The 14,007-nt window shown below is 72.5% G+C and carries 12 protein-coding genes; 7 read left to right on the plus strand and 5 right to left on the minus strand.

Going from position 1 to position 14,007, the window contains the following annotated elements; genetic code table 11:
- The first annotated feature begins 524 nt into the window (after positions 1-524).
- Complete coding sequence (gene sucC, locus ACZ4NB_RS27680) at positions 525-1,700, plus strand: ADP-forming succinate--CoA ligase subunit beta (RefSeq protein ID WP_467665751.1); 1,176 nt, start codon at positions 525-527, stop codon at positions 1,698-1,700.
- Positions 1,701-1,720: 20 nt separating this feature from the next.
- A complete protein-coding gene (sucD, locus tag ACZ4NB_RS27685) occupies positions 1,721-2,605 on the plus strand; it encodes a succinate--CoA ligase subunit alpha (RefSeq protein WP_393497186.1) in 885 nt (294 codons plus the stop codon).
- Positions 2,606-2,874: 269 nt separating this feature from the next.
- Here sucD and ACZ4NB_RS27690 read toward each other — a convergent pair whose 3' ends face one another.
- Positions 2,875-3,837, minus strand: a complete 963-nt coding sequence (locus tag ACZ4NB_RS27690) for a SigE family RNA polymerase sigma factor (RefSeq protein WP_467665752.1) — start codon at positions 3,835-3,837, stop codon at positions 2,875-2,877.
- A gap of 117 nt (positions 3,838-3,954) precedes the next feature.
- Between ACZ4NB_RS27690 and ACZ4NB_RS27695 the strand changes: the two genes are divergently transcribed.
- Positions 3,955-6,162: a cell division protein PerM gene (locus ACZ4NB_RS27695; RefSeq protein ID WP_467665753.1), complete on the plus strand. Its 2,208-nt coding sequence runs from the start codon at positions 3,955-3,957 to the stop codon at positions 6,160-6,162.
- A 380-nt stretch (positions 6,163-6,542) separates the two neighbouring features.
- Here the strand turns inward: ACZ4NB_RS27695 and ACZ4NB_RS27700 are convergent, their stop codons facing one another.
- On the minus strand, positions 6,543-7,418 hold the full coding sequence (locus ACZ4NB_RS27700) for a hypothetical protein (protein ID WP_467665754.1): 876 nt from the start codon (positions 7,416-7,418) through the stop codon (positions 6,543-6,545).
- Between the two features lie 259 nt (positions 7,419-7,677).
- Here ACZ4NB_RS27700 and purN point away from each other — a divergent pair, with 259 nt between their 5' ends.
- Complete coding sequence (gene purN, locus ACZ4NB_RS27705; protein ID WP_467665755.1) at positions 7,678-8,373, plus strand: phosphoribosylglycinamide formyltransferase; 696 nt, start codon at positions 7,678-7,680, stop codon at positions 8,371-8,373.
- Positions 8,370-9,944: a bifunctional phosphoribosylaminoimidazolecarboxamide formyltransferase/IMP cyclohydrolase gene (gene purH, locus ACZ4NB_RS27710; RefSeq protein ID WP_467665756.1), complete on the plus strand. Its 1,575-nt coding sequence runs from the start codon at positions 8,370-8,372 to the stop codon at positions 9,942-9,944. Before purN ends, purH begins: the two co-directional genes overlap by 4 nt.
- 227 nt (positions 9,945-10,171) lie before the next feature.
- Here purH and ACZ4NB_RS27715 read toward each other — a convergent pair whose 3' ends face one another.
- Together ACZ4NB_RS27715 and ACZ4NB_RS27720 are read right to left on the minus strand one after the other, a co-directional pair.
- On the minus strand, positions 10,172-10,753 hold the full coding sequence (locus tag ACZ4NB_RS27715) for a hypothetical protein (RefSeq protein WP_467665757.1): 582 nt from the start codon (positions 10,751-10,753) through the stop codon (positions 10,172-10,174).
- A gap of 110 nt (positions 10,754-10,863) precedes the next feature.
- Complete coding sequence (locus ACZ4NB_RS27720; protein ID WP_467665758.1) at positions 10,864-11,598, minus strand: RDD family protein; 735 nt, start codon at positions 11,596-11,598, stop codon at positions 10,864-10,866.
- Positions 11,599-11,839: 241 nt separating this feature from the next.
- Here ACZ4NB_RS27720 and ACZ4NB_RS27725 point away from each other — a divergent pair, with 241 nt between their 5' ends.
- The gene (locus ACZ4NB_RS27725; protein ID WP_467665759.1) at positions 11,840-12,694 is read left to right on the plus strand and encodes a bifunctional methylenetetrahydrofolate dehydrogenase/methenyltetrahydrofolate cyclohydrolase; all 855 of its coding nucleotides are present in this window, start codon (positions 11,840-11,842) and stop codon (positions 12,692-12,694) included.
- A gap of 86 nt (positions 12,695-12,780) precedes the next feature.
- Positions 12,781-13,209 (plus strand): DUF3017 domain-containing protein, encoded by a 429-nt coding sequence (locus tag ACZ4NB_RS27730; protein WP_467665760.1) that lies wholly within the window; start codon positions 12,781-12,783, stop codon positions 13,207-13,209.
- Positions 13,210-13,308: 99 nt separating this feature from the next.
- Here the strand turns inward: ACZ4NB_RS27730 and ACZ4NB_RS27735 are convergent, their stop codons facing one another.
- Positions 13,309-13,716: a peptidase inhibitor family I36 protein gene (locus ACZ4NB_RS27735; protein WP_467665761.1), complete on the minus strand. Its 408-nt coding sequence runs from the start codon at positions 13,714-13,716 to the stop codon at positions 13,309-13,311.
- Between the last annotated feature and the right edge of the window lie 291 nt (positions 13,717-14,007).

Genomic DNA, 14,007 nt, shown 5'->3' on the forward strand with positions numbered 1-14,007 from the left:
ATGCGTATGCGTGTGCAAGTGCTCAACGCAGTCTCTGCTGCTGGCAGTTGAGGGTCAAGAGGGCTTTCTGGACACCGGATGCGGAGGTCCTGTGGGGGCGCGTTGCAGGGTCTTCCCAAGCGGATTCCGCCGTCGCCGGAAGCGGAATCACCGGAGACCGGACGCGCCGGGACGTACCAGGCGCCGCTCCCGCACGGCGCGTGAAGCGGAGGTGTACGCCGGCCGGCACCGGAGCGGGCCGCTCACCCGGACGGCGTCGAAAAGCGGCCTACGACACGCGGAAAACCCGTGGAGACGCAACGTGGCCAAAAGATCTGTGACCGTAATCACCGCCAGAGTGTGATCTGCGATTTAGGGCCGCACGTCCTGCGGCGATAACCTGCGAGACGGACATGCCGCGTATCCGGACACCGTGTACGCCTCCCCTGTGACAGCGCCGTCACGTTGCCCTTCGCGGCACGCCCATCGCAGACAACGAACCGCGATCACTACGGCGATTCTGAGAAGACAAGGGACGGACGCGCGTGGACCTGTTCGAGTACCAGGCGAGGGACCTCTTCGCCAAGCACGGTGTACCGGTGCTGGCCGGTGAAGTCATCGACACGCCTGAGGCGGCCCGCGAGGCGACCGAGCGGCTGGGCGGCAAGTCCGTCGTCAAGGCCCAGGTGAAGGTCGGCGGCCGCGGCAAGGCCGGCGGCGTCAAGCTGGCCGCCACCCCCGACGAGGCGGTCGAGCACGCGACCAACATCCTCGGCATGGACATCAAGGGCCACACGGTCCACAAGGTGATGATCGCCGAGACCGCGCCGGAGATCGCCGAGGAGTACTACGTCTCGTACCTCCTCGACCGCACCAACCGCACCTTCCTGGCCATGGCCTCCGTCGCCGGCGGCATGGACATCGAAGAGGTCGCGGAGAAGACCCCCGAGAAGCTCGCCAAGATCCCGGTCGACGCCAACGAGGGCGTGTCCAAGGAGAAGGCCCAGGAGATCGTCGCCGCGGCGAAGTTCCCGGCCGAGGTCGCCGACAAGGTCGCCGACGTCCTGGTCACCCTGTGGAAGACCTTCATCGCCGAGGACGCGCTCCTCGTCGAGGTCAACCCGCTCGCCAAGGTCGCCAGCGGCGAGGTCCTCGCCCTCGACGGCAAGGTGTCCCTGGACGCCAACGCCGAGTTCCGCCAGCCGGAGCACGAGGCGCTGGAGGACAAGGACGCGGCTAACCCGCTCGAAGCCGCGGCCAAGGCCAAGGGCCTCAACTACGTCAAGCTCGACGGCCAGGTCGGCATCATCGGCAACGGCGCGGGTCTCGTCATGAGCACCCTGGACGTCGTCGCCTACGCCGGTGAGAACCACGGCAACGTCAAGCCCGCCAACTTCCTCGACATCGGCGGCGGCGCCTCCGCCGAGGTCATGGCGAACGGCCTGGAGATCATCCTCGGTGACCCGGACGTCAAGTCCGTGTTCGTCAACGTCTTCGGCGGCATCACCGCCTGCGACGAGGTCGCCAAGGGCATCGTCCAGGCCCTGGAGCTGCTCAAGTCCAAGGGCGAAGACGTCAACAAGCCCCTGGTCGTGCGCCTCGACGGCAACAACGCGGAGCTGGGACGCCAGATCCTGTCGGACGCCAACCACCCGCTGGTCCAGCGCGTGGACACCATGGACGGCGCGGCCGACAAGGCCGCCGAGCTGGCTGCGAAGTAAGGGACGAGGACACTTAAACCATGGCTATCTTCCTCACCAAGGAAAGCAAGGTCATCGTCCAGGGCATGACCGGTGCCACTGGCATGAAGCACACCAAGCTGATGCTCGGTGACGGCACCAACATCGTCGGTGGCGTCAACCCGCGCAAGGCCGGCACCTCCGTCGACTTCGACGGCACCGAGGTCCCGGTCTTCGGCTCGGTCAAGGAGGCGATGGAGAAGACGGGCGCCGACGTCTCCGTCCTCTTCGTGCCGCCGGCCTTCGCCAAGGCCGCCGTCGTCGAGGCGATCGACGCCGAGATCCCGCTGGCCGTCGTCATCACCGAGGGCATCGCGGTCCACGACTCCGCCGCCTTCTGGGCGTACGCCAAGGCCAAGGGCAACAAGACCCGGATCATCGGCCCGAACTGCCCCGGCCTGATCACCCCCGGCCAGTCCAACGCCGGCATCATCCCGGGCGACATCACCAAGCCCGGCCGCATCGGCCTGGTGTCGAAGTCCGGCACGCTGACCTACCAGATGATGTACGAGCTGCGCGACATCGGCTTCTCCTCGGCCGTCGGCATCGGTGGCGACCCGGTCATCGGCACCACCCACATCGACGCGCTCGCCGCGTTCGAGGCCGACCCCGACACCGACCTGATCGTGATGATCGGCGAGATCGGCGGCGACGCCGAGGAGCGTGCCGCCGACTTCATCAAGGCCAACGTCACCAAGCCGGTCGTCGGCTACGTCGCGGGCTTCACCGCGCCCGAGGGCAAGACCATGGGCCACGCCGGCGCCATCGTCTCCGGCTCCTCCGGCACCGCCCAGGCGAAGAAGGAGGCCCTGGAGGCCGCCGGCGTCAAGGTCGGCAAGACCCCGTCGGAGACCGCCCGTCTGGCCCGCGAGATCCTCGTCGGCTGACCCGCGCCTCCCGGCGCACCGCCGGACCCGTCCTGCGGCGCAGTGCACACGGACACGGGCCCGTACCCCCTTGGTGGGTACGGGCCCGTTCCCGTACCCAGTGCCCGTACCCAGTGCCCGTTCCCGTTCCGTTCCGTTCCCGTACCCAGTACCCACCAAGGGCCCGTCCGCGGGCCTCAACGGGCCTCGGCAACGCGCCCCGACCGGGCTCGACCGCTCACCTCAACGGGCTTTGGCCGCTCGCCCCCAACCGGGCTCGACCGCTCACCTCAACGGGCCTCGGGGGCCAGGCGCGCCTCCCGGGCCGTGACGGTCGGGGTCTGGATGTTCGCCGACCGCCGGCCGTCCGGCGGGGCGGAGTGATCCGGCGCGGCGATCCCCACGAACAGGGTGAGCAGCGCGAACAGCCCGGTCAGCGCGAGCGCCGCCCGGGTGGTGCGGCGGGCGCTGCACTCGCCGCCGACCCGAGCCCGCCGCGCCGCCGCCGGCCCGGCCTCCTGGCCCATCACCCGGGCCTCCCCCTCGCCCATCACCGCGACCTTCCCCTCGCCCGTCCCCCCGGCCTCGTTCGCCAGCAGCGCGGCGAGCCGGGGCCGCAGGACTTCGCCGGGCCAGTCCTGCTCGGCCGGAGGCCGCCCCGCCGGCACCAGCTCCGGCAGCCGTGCGGCGACCCATCGGCGGGCCTGCGTCAGCCGCCCGGCCGCGGCCGCGGCACTCGCCTCGGTCTCGGCCGCGGCCTCGTCCAGCCCGAGCCCGACCCCGTCGTGCAGCAGCAGCGTCCGCCGGTAGACGGCGGGCAGGTCCAGCACCGCCGCCAGCAGCGCACGGTCCGCGGCTGGGACGGACCCGGGGAGCCGCTGCGGCTTCCGTGCGGTCCGCAGCCAGGGGACCAGCCGGTGCCACGGCGTCAGCGCGTACTCGTACACCGCCGCCCGCACCCACCCCGCCGGATCCGGGTCCACCGCGACCGCCGGCCACCGCTGCCAGGCGAGCCGGAAGCCCCGCTCCACCGCCCGCCGCGCGAGCGCGGGCCGCCCGGTGAGCAGATACGCCTGCCGGGCCAGCGCCGCGGCATGGCGGATGTGGAGATCGTCGAAGGCGGCCGCAGCGGGGGTCTGCCCGCGCGGAGTCGTGGACGGCGGAGTCATGGACGGCGGGGCCGAGAACTGCGGAGTCCGGGAGGACGGCGGAGTCGGGGAGGACGGCGGAGTCGAGGAGGACGGCGGAGTCATGAACAGCAGTGTGGAAAGCGGCGTCGGCGGATCCCCACCGACACACACGACATGCGCGACACGTCGATCATTTGCCCAGTACAGGGATGAAACGGGTGTTGTTGGCAGCATGACCGCGTGAGCCAGTTGACCGACCGGGGCACCACGTTGTCCTCGCAGGGCCGGATCGCCGCGCAGCGGTCCTCGGCGATCGGCGCCGCCTTCCTCGGCGGGGTGACGGCCGCCGGCCTCGGCCTCGGCGCGCTCGCGGTCGCCGTCCTGCTGCTGTGGGTCGCCTCGCCCTACCCCGGTGGCGACCCCTCCGGGGCGCTCCACCTCGCCGCCGACCTCTGGCTGCTGGCGCAGGGCGGCGACCTCGTACGCACCGTGACGCAGTCCGGGACGCCCGCCCCGGTCGCCGTGACCCCGCTGCTGCTCGCCGTACTCCCGGTCTGCCTGCTCCACCGCGCCGCCCGCCACACCCTGGCGACCGCCGCCCGCCACACCGTGCCACCCGCGATCGACGACGCCATGGACCTCGGCGACGCCATGGACCTCGGCGGCGGCACGCACCTCGGTGGCGGCACGGGCCCCGGTGGCGGCACGGGCCCCGGGTGCGGCACGGTCCTCGGCATCGGTACGGATCCCGGCAGCGGTACTGGCTCCGGCGATGCCACGGGTCCCGGCGGTGGCATGGGTCCCAGCGTCGGTACGGGCTCAGGTAGCGGTACGGGTTCCGGCGGTGCCACGGGTCGGGACGTCGGTACGGGCCTCGGCGGCGGGTCGGGTTCCGGGGGTGTCACGGGCCGCGGCGCCGGTACGGGTCCCGGCGTCGGGTCGGGCTCCGGCGGTGTCACGGGCCGCGGCATCGGTACGGGCCCCGGCGGCGGCGCCGGCCTCGTCGCACCGGCCGCGCCGCGCACCCTGCTCGGCGCGCTGCTGGCCGGCTATCTGCTGGTCGCGGCCGCCGTCCTGCTCTACGCCTCGGCCGGCGAGCTGACCGCCGAGCCGCTCAGCGTCCTGCTGTGCGTACCGGCCTTCGCCGTCGCCACCCTGGCCGGCACCGCCTGGTCCCTCCTGGGGCCCGCTGGCGCCGAGCTGCTGCCCGACCGGGTCCGGCGGGCCTGGGCCAAGGTGCCGGACCGCCTCCGAGCCGCACTCCGCGGGCCCCGCTTCGCCGCCGCCCGCCGGGCCGCCGCCAGCGCCATCCTCGCCCTGCTCGCCTCCGGCGCGCTGCTCACCCTCCTCGTCCTCGGCCTGCACGCCGGGCGGGTGTACCAGGACCTCCTCCAGCTGGCCCCGGACTGGCAGAGCCGCGCCACGGTGCTGCTGCTCTGCCTCTTCCTCCTCCCGAACGCGGCCGTCTGGAGCGCCGCCTACGGCCTGGGCCCGGGCTTCACCCTCGGCGCCGGCAGCACGATCGGCCCCCTCGGCACCACGTCCCACCCGGCGCTACCGCTCCTCAGCGGCCTCTCGGCCCCCGGCCCGGGCACCCCTCTGACCTGGTCGGCCGTCGCGGTCCCGGTGGCCGCGGGGGTACTCCTGGCCCGCCACGTGGCCCGCTCAGCGGCGTCGCCCCCGCCCCCGGCGGGGGCCCCGTGCCCACCGGGTGCCCCCTGCCCCTCCGGCAACCTGCACCCCTCCGACAGCCTGTGCCCAACTGGCAGCCTGTGCCCCTCCAGCAACTCGTGCCCCTCTGGCAACCCGTGCCCCTCCGGCAACCGGTGCTCCGCCGGTGGCCCGGACCACCGCTCCGGCACCCCGTGCACCCATGGCCGCCCGGTCGGTCCCTGGTCCTGGTGGACGACGGCCTGCGCGGCGGCCCTGGCGGCCGCTGTCTGCGGCGCCCTCATGGCGGCGCTCGCGGCCCTGGCCGGCGGCGCGCTGGGCACCGGCGCGCTCGCCGACTTCGGCCCGAGTTGGTGGCGTACGGGCCTGGCGGCGGCGGGCTGGACGGCGCTCATCGGGGTCCCGGGCGCGGTCGGGCTGCGGTTCTGGTGGCTACGCGGCCGACCGCGGGCGGGGCGCGGGAGCGGCGGCCCTACGGCAGGTGCGGGCGTGCCGGGCGTGCCCGGGACGGGGGTGGCCGCCCCCGAGTCGGGTGCGGCCGCAGGCCAGGGCGCGGGTGCCGCCACGGGTCTGGCGGGCTTGGCGGTGGGCCAGGGCGAGGGCGCGGGCAGGGGTTCGGCGGGATCCGCGGCCACGGGCCCGGCGGCGGGTCAGGCGGTAGGCGCAGCCACAGGCCCCCAGGTGGAGGAAGCTCCAGGGCCTGAGGTGGAGGCGCCCGCGGCCCCCGTGCCGCCCGCCGCGTCCCCTCCTATTTACGGCAACGAATACGGAGAGTAATTAGTTTCACCAAGAGTAGCGAAGTTTACTGAGGGTGACAATGGCCTGCGAGCGGCCTGCGAGCGGCCTGCGAGCGGCCCGCGAGCGACCTGTGGCCAGCCCGCAGTGACCTGTGACCGGCCCGCGGCGGGCAGCTGGAGACCAGCCAGTCGAGGGCCAGGCAGTCGAGGGTCAGGCGGCCCGGGGAGGGCGCCGGGGGGTAGGCGGTCAGGCCCCAGGTGTCCGGGGTGCAGGTGTCCGGGGGCGGTCAGGGGTCAGACGGCGGCCGGGGTGCAGGTGTCCGAGGGTGGGCGGTCACGACCCAGGTGGCCGGGGTGCAGGTGCTCGCGGGGGGCAGGGCTCAGGCGGTCAAACGCCTAGGGCCGTGCCTATCCCGGCCCCTACTGCACGCTCAGCAGGGGCCGCAGTTCCTTGGGCAGGAGGTTTTCGCAGGACTTGCTGGCGGACTGGGTCAGGGCGTCGTTCACGCAGGTGAAGTAGTCGCGGTAGGCGATCTGCACGGTGAAGGTCGCCGCCACCATCACCAGTGCCAGGGAGGCGGTCACCAGTCCCGCGATCGCCGCGGTGGTCTGGGGCCGGGTGGAGCCGGGCCCGGACGGGGTGCCGGTGCCGGGGCCAGGGGTGGTGGCGGGGCCGGTGCCGGGGGCCGGTCGGCCCTCCATGGCGGCGGTGGTCGCCGCGGCGGCCGCCTTCTTTGCCTGGTTCGGCTTGGCGCGCAGGGAGCTGACGCCCCAGTAGAGCGCCAGCGCGGCCAGCAGCAGGGAGATCTCCGGCAGGCTGAAGAGCACGAAGAAGAACGACCACATACCGGCCAGCAGTGCGTAGCGGGCGCGCCGCTGGGCCGGGTCGGTGGGGTCCCAGCGCAGGTTGCCGGGGCCGCCCGGGCCGCCGGGGCCCTGCTGTCCGTTGCGGCCGCCCGGCCGGGAGCCGAATCCGCCGCTCTGCCGGCCCGGCTGCCGGGGGCTCCACTGGCTGCCCCAGCCGGGCGTCGGCTCGTCCTGCTGCGGCTGCTCCCCGTCCCTGTCCCCGCCGCCGTTGCCCGAGGTCTGGTGGCGCGGGCGCCACTCCTGGTCGGGGGCGTCGGCCGGCGGCGGTGCGAAGGGGTTGTCGTCGCGGTCGGAGGCCGGGGTGTTCGACGAATCCGGGGAGGCGGACTTCGAGGACGACGGCTTGCGCTCGCGCGGCAGCAGCACCACCCCGGGGGCGGTGGCGGGCAGCGGGAGCAGGAGGGCCGCGCGGCGGCGTCGGTCCGTCATCTGGAGTGCGTCTTCCCCTTGTCTCGTCCGTACGCGGGCCATGTGGCCGGCGGCCGGTTACCACGAACTGCATGCAGTCTTACGCCCGACGCTACCTTCCGTCCCCGCCCCCGTCCCGCGGGGGCCGCTCGGTGTGCCGGTATCGTTGCTGACGGTCGGCGCCTTCGTAGGGTTCCCTGGATTTGCGGTACCCGCGGCTTTGTACGACCACACAAAGCATGTGAGCTCCACACACGCGAGATCGGAAAAGAGCCCCGCCGTGGCTTCGTCCCCAGCCCCCGCCCAGCCCGCCCGGCCCCGTGCCGGCGACGCCCCTCGCGCAGAGGGGACCCCCCTCGGCCGCCCGGCCCGCATCGTCGTCCTGGTCTCCGGTTCCGGTACGAACCTGCAGGCGCTGCTGGACGCCATCGCCGAGCGGGGCCCGGACGCCTACGGCGCGCAGATCGTGGCCGTCGGCGCCGACCGCGGCGCCATCGCGGGCCTGGAGCGCGCCGAGTCCGCCCAGTTGCCGACGTTCATCTGCCGGGTCAAGGACTACGGCTCGCGCGCCGAGTGGGATGCGGCGCTCGCCGAGGCGACCGCCGCGTACGAGCCGGACCTGGTGGTCTCGGCCGGTTTCATGAAGATCCTGGGCAAGGAGTTCCTGGCCCGGTTCGGCGGCCGGACCGTCAACACCCACCCGGCGCTGCTGCCGAGCTTTCCCGGTGCCCATGGCGTACGCGACGCCCTCGCGTACGGCGCGAAGGTCACCGGATGCACCGTCCACTTCGTCGACACCGGCGTCGACACCGGCCCGATCATCGCGCAGAGCGCGGTCGAGGTCCGGGACGAGGACGACGAATCCGCGCTGCATGAGCGCATCAAGGAAGTCGAGCGATCGCTGCTCGTCGAGGTCGTGGGGCGTCTGGCCCGGCACGGCTACCGCATTGAGGGACGAAAGGTACGTATCTCGTGACCGCCACCGCCGAAGGTTCGAAGCGGCCCATCCGCCGCGCGCTGGTCAGCGTCTATGACAAGTCCGGCCTGGAGGAGCTGGCGCAGGGGCTGCACGCGGCGGGCGTCCAGCTCGTCTCCACCGGGTCGACGGCCGGGAAGATCGCCGCGGCCGGGGTGCCGGTCACCAAGGTCGAGGAGCTGACGGGCTTCCCCGAGTGCCTCGACGGCCGGGTCAAGACCCTGCACCCGAAGGTGCACGCCGGCATCCTGGCCGATCTGCGCCTGGAGGACCACCGCCGGCAGCTGGCCGACCTCGGGGTCGAGCCGTTCGACCTGGTGATCGTGAACCTGTACCCGTTCCGGGAGACGGTCGCCTCCGGCGCGTCCCCCGACGAGTGCGTGGAGCAGATCGACATCGGCGGCCCGTCGATGGTCCGCGCCGCCGCCAAGAACCACCCGTCGGTCGCCGTCGTGGTCAACCCCGCCCGGTACGCGGACGTCCTCAAGGCGGTCGCCGACGGCGGCTTCGCCCTCGACGAGCGCAAGCGGCTGGCGGCGGAGGCGTTCCAGCACACCGCGGCGTACGACGTGGCCGTGGCGAGCTGGTTCACCAACTCCTACGCGCCGGAGCCGGAGGGCAACGGCCTGCCGGAGTTCCTCGGCGAGAGCTGGCAGCGCAAGAACGTGCTGCGCTACGGCGAGAACCCGCACCAGGGCGCCGCGCTGTACACCGACGGTCAGCCGGGCGGCCTCGCCAACGCCGAGCAGCTGCACGGCAAGGAGATGTCCTTCAACAACTACGTCGACACCGAGGCCGCGCGCCGTGCCGCCTACGACCACGACGCGCCGTGCGTGGCGATCATCAAGCACGCCAACCCGTGCGGTATCGCGGTCGGCGCGGATGTCGCCGAGGCGCACCGCAAGGCGCACGCCTGCGACTCGCTGTCCGCCTTCGGCGGTGTGATCGCCGTCAACCGGCCGGTCTCGGTGGCGATGGCCGAGCAGGTCGCCGAGATCTTCACCGAGGTGATCGCCGCCCCCGGCTACGAGGACGGCGCGGTGGAGGTGCTGGCCCGCAAGAAGAACATCCGGGTGCTGCGTGTCGAGGGCCATCCGCACCGGCCCGGCGACCTCAAGCCGATCTCCGGCGGGGTGCTGCTGCAGCACTCCGACGTCTTCCAGGCCGAGGGCGACGACCCGGCGAACTGGACGCTGGCCACCGGCGAGGCGCTGTCCGCCGGCGAACTGGCCGAGCTGGCCTTCGCCTGGAAGGCGTGCCGCGCGGTGAAGTCCAACGCGATCCTGCTCGCCAAGGACGGCGCCTCGGTCGGTGTCGGCATGGGCCAGGTCAACCGCGTCGACTCCGCGAAGCTCGCCGTCGAGCGCGCGGGCGAGGAGCGGGCCCGCGGCTCCTACGCCGCCTCGGACGCGTTCTTCCCGTTCCCCGACGGCCTGGAGATCCTGACCGCCGCGGGCGTCAAGGCCGTGGTGCAGCCGGGCGGTTCGGTCCGTGACGAGCTGGTCGTGGAGGCCGCGCGCAAGGCCGGCGTGACGATGTACTTCACCGGTACGCGGCACTTCTTCCACTGAGCCCGAGTCTGAGGCCGAGCCTCGGCCTGTTGCACACACGAGGCGCCCACCCCGAATCCGGCCGGGGTGGGCGCCTCGCGCGTGTGGTGGGGTGGGGTGCGAACTCGGCCCGCAGGCCGCGGTGTTGCCCGGCACGGGGCCGCCCGGTCGAGCACGAGGCCCGCACCGAGTCTCCTCGGTGCGGGCCTTCGGTGCGGCGCGGGGCGCCGGAGCGGGTGCCTGCGGTGTCAGTAACGCGGCCGGTTGAACCAGGCGTTGCCGTCGTCCTTGGAGACGAAGACCAGCACCAGGATGCCCAGGACCGTGTGGACCAGGCCGATGGGGAAGCTGAACAGGCTCAGCATGATGTTGGCGATGCCGAAGATGATGGTGCCGACGCGGACGCCGCTGCCGCCGTTGGCGAACTGCACCGCCAGCGTGATGGCGGCCGCGATGAAGACCACGATGACGACGATGACCGCGATCAGCAGGCCCTTGCCGACGTTCATGGCCATGATGTCGTCCTCGGCCGCGTACGGCGAGGCGTTGTGCGAGGCCTTGCTGACGCCGCCGAGCCCCATCACGGCGAGGACCAGGCCGATGAGGTTCAGGCCGGCGAGCACGAACAGCATCACCCGGGCGGCCTTGACCCCGCCGGGCATCACCATCGGGTACTGCGGCTGCATGCCCGGCACGGGGCCGCCCGGGTACGGGCCGTAGGGCGACGGCGGCTGCTGCTGGGGATAGCCGTAGCCCGGCTGCTGACCCGGCCCGTAGCCGGGCTGCTGGCCCGGCGGCGGGCCGTAGGGGTTCTGATTGGGGTAACTCACGAGCTGTGTCCTTCAAACGAGTCGGACGGAGCGGTGAAGGCCCCGATCGCGCAGTTGCGAGGGGGCCTTCGACGAGTGGCGCTAGGGGCCGGGGGTGTTCCCCCGACGCCTCACTGGGACCTGACGACCACCGTTCCGGCGATCTTGTCCGCGAACGTCTGGGACTTCTCGTCCCACAGCGGCCACAGGTAGCCGATGTAGCAGATGCCGTCGAGGAAGTGGCACAGCTTGCGCACGAAGGCCATACCGAAGCCGATCGGCTGGCCGGTGGCCTCCTTGACCAGGCGGATCTTCAGGGCCTTCTTGCCCGGGGTCTGGCCCGTGCTGCCCTCCTTGGTGAGGATGAAGATCCCGCCGGCGAAGGCGATCAGACCGGCGAGCACGATCATGATGATCGAGCCGACCGGCATGACGCTGGCCGCGTCGTAGGCGTCGCTGATGCACTGGTAGTCGCCGGGCGGGCAGGTGGAGGTGTCCACGGTCACCGACGAGCTGCTGGCGATGATCACGGCGATGATGTACAGGATGCCCGGGATGGCACCCACGATCAGGCCGTCGATCAGGTACGCGCCGACCCGGGCGCCCCAGCTCGCGTAGCCCATCGGCATCCCCGGCATGCCGGGCTGGCCGTAAGGCGCTCCCTGCTGCGGGTAGGCGCCGTAGGGCTGCTGCGGCGCGGCCGGCTGCTGGGGGTATCCGTACGGCTGCTGCGGGGCGGCCGGCTGCTGCTGCGGGTAGCCGTAGCCGGGCCCGCCCTGCGGCGGCACCGGCGGCTGCTGCCCGTAGGGGGCCTGCGGGGCCTGCGGCGGCTGGCCGTACGGGTTGTTCGGGTCACCGAAACTCATCTGCTGTTTTCCTCCGTTGTGTCAGTGGGGGACGACGCGGCGTGACTCGGAGGAAAAACAGGTTGCACTGGCCACCCCCCGATGAAGCCTGCGGCACTGCGCGTCAATCCTTCTAGTTGCGCATTCACTCTGTCCAGTCAAGAGCCCCAGCCGTTGTGCAAGTGCAATGATCAATTCCGGCCAACGGAGTCCCGCGTGCCCTGATTGGAACGCGACCGCCCTCATCCGGGAGGATGGGGGCATGACTGCCCAGATTCTGGATGGCAAGGCCACCGCAGCCGCTATCAAGTCCGAGCTCGCCACCCGCGTCGAGGCCCTGAAGGCCAAGGGCGTGCAGCCCGGCCTCGGCACTCTCCTGGTCGGCGACGATCCGGGCAGCCGCTGGTACGTCAACGGCAAGCACCGCGACTGCGCCCAGGTCGGCATCGCCTCGATCCAGCGCGAACTGCCCGCGACCGCCACCCAGGAGGAGATCGAGGCGGTCGTCCGGGAGCTGAACGAGGACCCGGCCTGCACCGGCTACATCGTCCAACTCCCGCTCCCCAAGGGCATCGACGCCAACCGCGTCCTGGAGCTGATGGATCCGGCCAAGGACGCCGACGGGCTGCACCCGATGAGCCTGGGCCGGCTGGTGCTGGGCATCGAGGGCCCGCTGCCGTGCACCCCGTACGGCATCGTCCAGCTGCTGCGCCGGCACGACGTCGAGATCAAGGGCGCGCATGTGGTGGTCGTCGGCCGCGGCATCACGATCGGCCGCCCGATGCCGCTGGTGCTGACCCGCAAGTCGGAGAACGCCACGGTCACCCAGTGCCACACCGGCACCCGGGACCTCTCCGCGCATCTGAAGCAGGCCGACATCATCGTCGCCGCCGCCGGTGTGCCGCACATCATCAAGCCGGAGGACGTCAAGCCCGGCGCGGCCGTCCTGGACGTCGGCGTCAGCCGGGACGAGAACGGCAAGATCGTCGGCGATGTGCACCCGGGCGTCGCCGAGGTGGCCGGCTGGGTCGCCCCCAACCCGGGCGGTGTCGGCCCGATGACCCGCGCCCAGCTGCTGGTCAACGTCGTCGAGGCCGCCGAGCGCGCGGCCGGCTGAGACAGCGCCCCGGATCTGCGATCCTGTCCTTGGCAGGCCGGACGGCCCGCACCATCGAACCAGCCAGCGGAAAGGGACTGCCAGCCATGGCTGCCGAAGCGCATTCGGACGGAGCCTCCGAGCCGCAGCGCACCTCGCGCCGCTTCCCGGCGCTGACCCGCGACACGGCCCGCCCCGAGGGCGGCGGCCGGGCCGCGTCGGGCGACTATCCCGCGCCGGCCCGCCAGTGGCCGCTGCTCGCCGTCATGGGCGGCGTCGCGGTGGGGCTGCTGCTCGTCGCGCTCGACGCGTTCCGGGTCGGGTCGCTGGTGATCGGCCTGGCGCTGCTGGGGGGCGCGGTGCTGCGGTGGGCGCTGCCCTCGGTGGGCATGCTGGCGGTCCGCTCCCGCTTCACGGACATGGCGACGTACGGGGTGCTCGGCTTCGTGATCGTGGTGCTGGCGATGATGGTGCAGCCCAAGCCGTGGATCCACATCCCGTTCCTGGACGACATCGTGCACTTCACCGTGCGCTAGGACCCATCGGACAGGCCCTAGTTCCGGTCGAGACCGGACGGCGGCGGCCCGCCCCCTCCCCCGAGGGAGGGCGGGCCGCCGCTTTCGTTCAGGGGTGGGTCAGCACCACTTGTTCGAGTAGATGGTCATGAGGTTGGCGCCGATGTACGCCCAGCCCGTGCCGCGGTTCAGCTTCGCGTGGCCGCCGCGGTAGCCGGGCTTCTCGTAGACCGTCACATTGCACTGGGCACCGTTGTTGAACGCCGACAGCGGGTAGTTGAACGCGCCGCCGTAGCGGCGCAGGTCGCGGTTGTTCTGCGCGACCTTCTTCGGCGTCCCCTGGTAGTTCGCCTTGGGGTAGACGCACAGGTAGCCGCGGGGGCAGTTGGACGGCGCGCGCTGGGCGGTGACCGGGCCCTGCTTGGCCTGCGCGGGGGCGGCGGCCGCGCCGGCGGCCGGCGCGAAGGCCAGGCCCCCGGTGACGGCCGCGGCGGCCGCGGTGAGCGCGAGGCGCTTGCGAGCGTTCATGGTGTGGATGTCCTCCCCGTTGTGGTGGAGGCGGCGCGGGGTGGACCGCGCCGCCCTGTGGTGCGCCACCGACTGTGCGCCGCCGTCTGCGGCCACGGCCACCCGAAGCGCGGTGGTGGGGAGCTTGTGGGACGTCTTCGCCTCTGACCTGCGGGGACGCCGTTTCGGCGGAGGTCGCGCTGGGATGCGGAACAACACGGTGCGGATGTCCGGATACCGTGCGGAAAGCGTAAAACCGGGAACCGGAGGCCGGGTGCGCGCCATTATCGGGGCACAGGGGGCTCCTGGCCT

The organism is Streptomyces sp. NPDC026575, assembly GCF_055567415.1.